The following is a 5,515-nucleotide window of genomic DNA, read 5'->3' on the forward strand; positions in this document are numbered from 1 at the left end:
TTCGAGGGTGAGATGGTTATACGACATGGTTGCAACCCCTTCTTGCCGGATGAGGAAGTGGCCAGTATTCCAGCTCACCCCCTTCTCGCTTCTGGTGTTGCACTTGATCTGACAATCCGCCCGGCACACAACACTACCCCCTGCGCACATGATCACCGAATACGTCCTGTTCTCTCTTCCTGCAGGCATCACGCGTGAGGAAGTCGTCGCTGGCATGAACGAGATCGCTCCGCGATGGCAGAGCGAACCCGACTTGATCCGCAAGACGTTTATCTATGAGCCTGATGCAGGGCAGGCGGGGGCCTTTTACCTCTGGAAGAACAAGGAGTCCGCACAGCGCGCTCACGGTGAAGCCTGGCGTCAGCGGATACAAGACACTTACGGAAGTGAGCCGAGCATTCGGTACTTCGAGACCCCACTCGTTGTCGACAATGCTTTGGGCAAGCTGATCCCAGAAGACCGGTGAGTTCACCTTGATCGGTGGCTTTCCCGGGCTAAGAGGAGAGGGCGTTGCCGTTGGTTTCTACAGTCGGGCAATAAGTGCCGCCTAACACCTCGCTCAACTTAGCTCGAACGTTAGGCGTCAGGAACCCGGTCGTGCGCGCGCTCTGGAACACGTACAACGGCAGTGCTGCGCTCATGGGTGTTGCCATCGCGGCGCTGGCATCGGTCTACGTCAGTTCTGGCTATCTGGTCGGCTACAGATACAGTGCTTGGTGGAGTGCGGCACTTCATGGCCCCATGTTCGCCGTTGGTCTATATGTGTACCTCGCAGTTGCCTTCAACACGGCCCACGCCGCTAGAAGCTGGAAGAAGGTCCTTGGTCTCGTGGCCTGGCTTCTCCTCGGGGTACTCGTCCCATATTCCGTTGGCTATGGGCTCGTTCTGCTTCTGACCGTCTTGGGCTTAGTCATCCCAGAACTGACCTACCTGCCCCTGGGTCTCGGTACGTTTGAAGTTGCCGTCCACATCACTTGGCTTGGCTTCCTGTCCGCTCTGGTAGGTTTAGGGTTCCTGGTTGTCCAGAGTCTGCGCGGCCGTGCCTACGAGCGTGAGCGAGCTGACGCCTAACCCCTCGCTCAAGCGCCGACGCGCAACGGCACGGCACCTGGCCCGCGAAGTGCCCGTTGTCTATCATGCGCTTCGCGGGCCAGGCGCCGCGCCGCTGCGCGCGGCTTAGCTCGAACGTTAGGCCGCACAGGGGACGCCGTGGTTGAGATCGTTCCAGTAGCTGAAGACCTCGCTGCCAGCTATCGCGAGTGCTTGGATGTTGTGGCACGGGAGAAGCGCTACCTGGCCCAGATCGAGGCACTTCCCCTGGAACGCATCCAAGGCTTTGTGTGCGAGAGCGTAGCTACGGATGCCGTCCAGTTCATGGCGGTGGAGGGGCGCCAAGTTGTAGGGTGGGCCGACATCTTCCCGTCCTGGGCACATGCCGTCTCCCACTGTGGTTCGCTGGGTATGGGTGTGCTGCCTGCGTACCGAGGGCAGGGCATTGGGCGCCGCCTCCTGCAGGCTTGCATAGCCAAGGCCCAGGCCAAGGGCATCACCCGTATCGAACTCGAGGTGCGTGCCGACAACGAGCGCGCCATTGGGCTGTACAAGTCGCTCGGGTTCGTTCAAGAGGCAACCAAGCGGCACGCCATGCGGTTTGATGGCGTGTACTACGACGCCTTGCAAATGAGCCTGCTGCAGAGTGCGGCCTAACACCTCGCTCAAGCGCCGACGCGCAACGGCACGGCACCTAGCCCGTGCGGCGCAGTGTGCATATCATGCGCCGCACGGGCCAGGCGCCGTGCCGCTGCGCGCGGCTTAGCTCGAACGTTAGTCGTCAAATGTTGCCACTCATCTCGGCGCTAGCCCTGCTTCTACTCGCGTTGCCGGCCAAAGCAATGTGCCTCAATCCATTTGGGTGCAAGCCCGAGACGCGAGGCGAGTGCGTGAAGCAAGCTGAGGCTGCCCGGACCGAGGTCGCTGCCAAGGCACAGCTGAGTGAGTGCGCGCGCCTTCCGCTTCACACTGAGGAACAGTGCAAGATCCTTACGGCCGAGTGGGCAGAGCATCTTCGCCGCTCGCGTGGCATCGAATGGGATTGGGGAAAGTTGCCCAGCAAGATCGACTGCAAGCAACGCTACTCAGGAACCTTCTCCCCTAGCGCTTGGGTGACGCCGGAATACTGTCAGGAGCACGCTGCTCGAATTGAGGAGGGTGCCATAGAGACTGACCCGGTATCTGGAAGATCAAAGAAGCTGATCGCGGTTGGGGCGAAGGTTGAAGGAATTATTGGTCTATCAGATCGCATGGCGATCGAGTTGCTACAGAAGACGTACTATCGAGACAAGACACCGCAGGAACTTGCGATTGCTGTGCATATCGACTCTCCCCCAGACGTCTTGCAAGTACGCCAAGCATGTTCAAGTCTGGCTCCACGGTGAGACCAGGCGGGTTGACGCCTAACACCTCGCTCAAGCGCGGACCCGCGCCGGCAAGGCACCGCGCCCGCGAAGCGCTGATGGTCTATCCTGCACCTCGCGGGCGCGGCGCCTTGCCGTCGCAGCCCGCTTAGCTCGAACGTTAGGCATCACGGGCTCCCCGCCGCGGGTCGGTAGCACGTCCAGGTGGAGAGATGGGTCGTTGCGTCGCAGTGGACACTGCTTAAGTCTCATGGTGGCGGCGAAACGCGCATCGACACTGTCTAGTGTGCGCAACCAACTATTTGGAAGTGCTTTGATTGGCTTTCTTCGATCTACGTCTGCCGGTCCAAAGTGGCTTTTCTGTGCTGGTGCTCTCATCTACTAAGTAAGGTGAATTTGATGTCACTAGATCCAAACTCCAAGGGCATTGCAGTTGGCGTTGTCGGCATGCTCGTTCTTTTGGTTGGCTGGTACACGGAGAACTCAGGATTCGTGGGAGCTGGTGGCATATTCTTGCTGGTCAGTCTTTTCATGCTTGTGGCCAAGCGCTAGCCTCAAAGCAGGCGGCATTTGGTATGTGTTGTGGGCGTAGGCACATTAGGCCGAGTAGTGATGCCTAACCCCTCGCTCAAGCGCCGACGCACTCCGGCAGGCAGCGTAAGCCTGGTCCCCGGCCTATGAGGCATCATCGCGGACCAGGCTTACGCCGCCTGCCTCCGCGCGCGGCTTAGCTCGAACGTTAGGCGTCATGAAGAGACTCCTTCTACTTGTCGCAGCGTTGCTTTCCATGGGATCTACGTCGCCCGCTTCCGCCGCGGAACGATCGGAGATATCGCTCAATCAGTTGCGCGAGATGTTCGCCGACATGCGAACTAGGCCTGGCTACGCCAAGTGGAATGTCGACGGCGAGCTCCTGTGGGGCTACTTCTTCACGGACCCGGAACCCAAGAAGCTGCGGCCTGTCGCGGAGCAGCTCTCACAACGTGGCTATCAAGTGGTTAGCATTCACCAGGCCGAAGACAAGAGTACGTTCTTCCTGCATGTCGAGCGAATCGAGCATCACACGCCGGAGTCGCTGCATCAGCGAAACCAGGAGTTCTACAAACTTGCGCGCCAGTTCGGACTTCAGTCATACGACGGCATGGACGTCGGCCCGGTCGCACGATGACGCCTAACCCCTCGCTCAAGCGCCGACGCGCAACGGCACGGCACCTGGCCCACGAAGCGCTGGCTGTCTATCATGCGCTTCGCGGGCCAGGCGCCGCGCCGCTGCGCGCGGCTTAGCTCGAACGTTAGGCCCTCAGGAGGGACGCCGTGGCGCTCATCAGCGAACGAGTCGAATTGGCCAGAAGAGGAGAGAACCCTTGGGTCATTGCCAAGATGCGTTCTGGCTGGGCAGTGATGGGCGACGTTCAGTTCCTCCCAGGCTACTGCTTGCTGCTCTCAGATCCGGTCGTTCCCAGCCTGAATGATCTGACTGGCGCAGCCAGAGCGCAGTTCATGCAAGACATGGCCACTCTTGGTGATGTCTTGTTGAAGGTCACAGACGCCTTCCGCATCAACTACGAAGTCCTTGGGAACTCGGAGCCCGAGCTTCACGCACACATCTTCCCGCGGTACATGAGCGAGCAGCCAGAGAGCCGTCGCAAGCCAGCTTGGTTCTACGACTGGCAGAACGCGGTGCAGTACTCCGAGAACGAGCATGGTGGACTCAAGCGTTCAATCCAAGCGGCGCTGCAGCGGGCTGAGGCCTAACCCCTCGCTCAAGCGCCGACGCGCGGAGGCAGGCCGCCTTGCCCGCGAAGCCGTGGTTGTTCATCATCGGCCGCGCGGGCAAGGCGGCCTGCCTCCGCGCGCGGCTTAGCTCGAACGTTAGGCGTCGCACGGACCCCCGCCTTTGCCCTATCAAGCGCTTGCAGATGCAGTTCTCCTCCTGCACTTTGGAGTGGTGCTCTTCGTGGTACTTGGGTTGCCGGCCATCATCGTGGGCAACAGGGCAGGGTGGTCGTGGCCAAACAAGGGCTGGTGGCGTCTACTGCATCTGGTGGCCATCGGAGTCGTCGCCCTTCAGGCTTGGCTCGGGCAGTACTGCCCGCTTACGGTTCTTGAGTCGTGGCTGCGCGAGCAGGCGGGTCAGTCTGCATACGCGAGCAGCTTCATTGAGCACTGGGTTCAGCGTGTCCTCTACTACCAAGCGCCACTTTGGGTCTTCGCCGTCATGTACACCGCGTTCGGGGTTCTCGTGGCCTGGGCGTGGTGGCGCTATCCGCCTCGCTTCGGCAGGCGCAGGAAAGGCGACGCCTAACACCTCGCTCAAGCGCGGACCCGCAACGGCTTGGCACTGGGCCCGCGACGCGCCTTGGCCTATCCTGCACCTCGCGGGCCCAGTGCCAAGCCGCCGCGGATCCGCTTAGCTCGAACGTTAGGCCTCACAGCACAGCATTTGCGCCCTCGAACCAGGAACTACGAATGAGCGACTGGGATTTTCTCCACGACATGCATGACCGTGGCTATAGCCCACGGCAGATCGCTGATGCCGCCGCTTGCGGATACAACCCCTGGGAGTGGCAGCCGGTAGATGACGAGGATCTGCTGGAGGAGGTCCCGAACGCGAGTCCAGAGCTGGTGGAAGTGTTCGAGCGCCTAGTCGACACCGCAGTTTCCTATCGAGAAATTACAGGTCGATACCTCCAGATTTGGGGCGAGCTCGGGGAGCTATTCGCTGAGGTTAGGTATGGCGTTAGGCGACACAAGCCGCACACTGCCGGATCAGACGGCAAACTCGGCAACGATTACATCGAAGTGAAGACGATATCGCCCGAGAAGACCAATTCAGAAGTTCAAGTCAAGCGGGCTGGCAACTTCAATAGGCTCTTGGTTGTCAAGATCTCCGAGGACTTTCAGTTCGAATCTCGAATGCTCGATAGAAAGAAGATTCCTAAGGGCGAAGGCACACATGCAAGAGTCGAGTGGGAGAGCATGCCTGGCTCGGCGGAGTCCGGTGAGGCCTAACCCCTCGCTCAAGCGCCGACGCGCTCCGGCAGGCGGCGTAAGCCTGGGCCGCAGCCTATGAGGCATCATTGCAGCCCAGGCTTACGCCG

The 5,515-nt window shown here is 60.4% G+C and carries 8 protein-coding genes; all 8 read left to right on the forward strand.

Annotated features, from left to right (window positions below; genetic code table 11):
* Positions 1-148: 148 nt before the first annotated feature.
* The gene (locus ENE75_RS24385) at positions 149-466 is read left to right on the forward strand and encodes a YdhR family protein (protein WP_128201670.1); all 318 of its coding nucleotides are present in this window, start codon (positions 149-151) and stop codon (positions 464-466) included.
* 131 nt (positions 467-597) lie between these two features.
* Positions 598-1,071, forward strand: coding sequence for a hypothetical protein (locus ENE75_RS24390; protein ID WP_128201672.1), 474 nt, complete (start codon positions 598-600; stop codon positions 1,069-1,071).
* Between the two features lie 138 nt (positions 1,072-1,209).
* Complete coding sequence (locus ENE75_RS24395) at positions 1,210-1,707, forward strand: GNAT family N-acetyltransferase (protein WP_128201674.1); 498 nt, start codon at positions 1,210-1,212, stop codon at positions 1,705-1,707.
* Positions 1,708-1,940: 233 nt separating this feature from the next.
* On the forward strand, positions 1,941-2,435 hold the full coding sequence (locus ENE75_RS24400; RefSeq protein ID WP_128201676.1) for a hypothetical protein: 495 nt from the start codon (positions 1,941-1,943) through the stop codon (positions 2,433-2,435).
* Positions 2,436-3,162: 727 nt separating this feature from the next.
* Complete coding sequence (locus tag ENE75_RS24405; RefSeq protein ID WP_233259268.1) at positions 3,163-3,582, forward strand: ribonuclease E inhibitor RraB; 420 nt, start codon at positions 3,163-3,165, stop codon at positions 3,580-3,582.
* Positions 3,583-3,728: 146 nt separating this feature from the next.
* Entirely contained in the window at positions 3,729-4,169 is a 441-nt protein-coding gene (locus tag ENE75_RS24410) for an HIT family protein (protein ID WP_128201678.1), read from the forward strand.
* Between the two features lie 142 nt (positions 4,170-4,311).
* Positions 4,312-4,719, forward strand: a complete 408-nt coding sequence (locus ENE75_RS24415) for a DUF2784 domain-containing protein (protein WP_128201681.1) — start codon at positions 4,312-4,314, stop codon at positions 4,717-4,719.
* A 164-nt stretch (positions 4,720-4,883) separates the two neighbouring features.
* Positions 4,884-5,426, forward strand: coding sequence for a hypothetical protein (locus ENE75_RS24420; RefSeq protein WP_128201683.1), 543 nt, complete (start codon positions 4,884-4,886; stop codon positions 5,424-5,426).
* The last annotated feature ends 89 nt before the right edge of the window (positions 5,427-5,515 follow it).

This window comes from Rubrivivax albus (assembly GCF_004016515.1).
In the GTDB taxonomy this organism is placed as follows: domain Bacteria; phylum Pseudomonadota; class Gammaproteobacteria; order Burkholderiales; family Burkholderiaceae_C; genus Rubrivivax; species Rubrivivax albus.

Coding starts and splice junctions, on each gene's coding strand:
- ENE75_RS24385 (WP_128201670.1), top strand. CDS start 149: ATGATCACCGAATACGTCCTGTTCTCTCTTCCTGCAGGCATCACGCGT.
- ENE75_RS24405 (WP_233259268.1), top strand. CDS start 3,163: ATGAAGAGACTCCTTCTACTTGTCGCAGCGTTGCTTTCCATGGGATCT.
- ENE75_RS24420 (WP_128201683.1), top strand. CDS start 4,884: ATGAGCGACTGGGATTTTCTCCACGACATGCATGACCGTGGCTATAGC.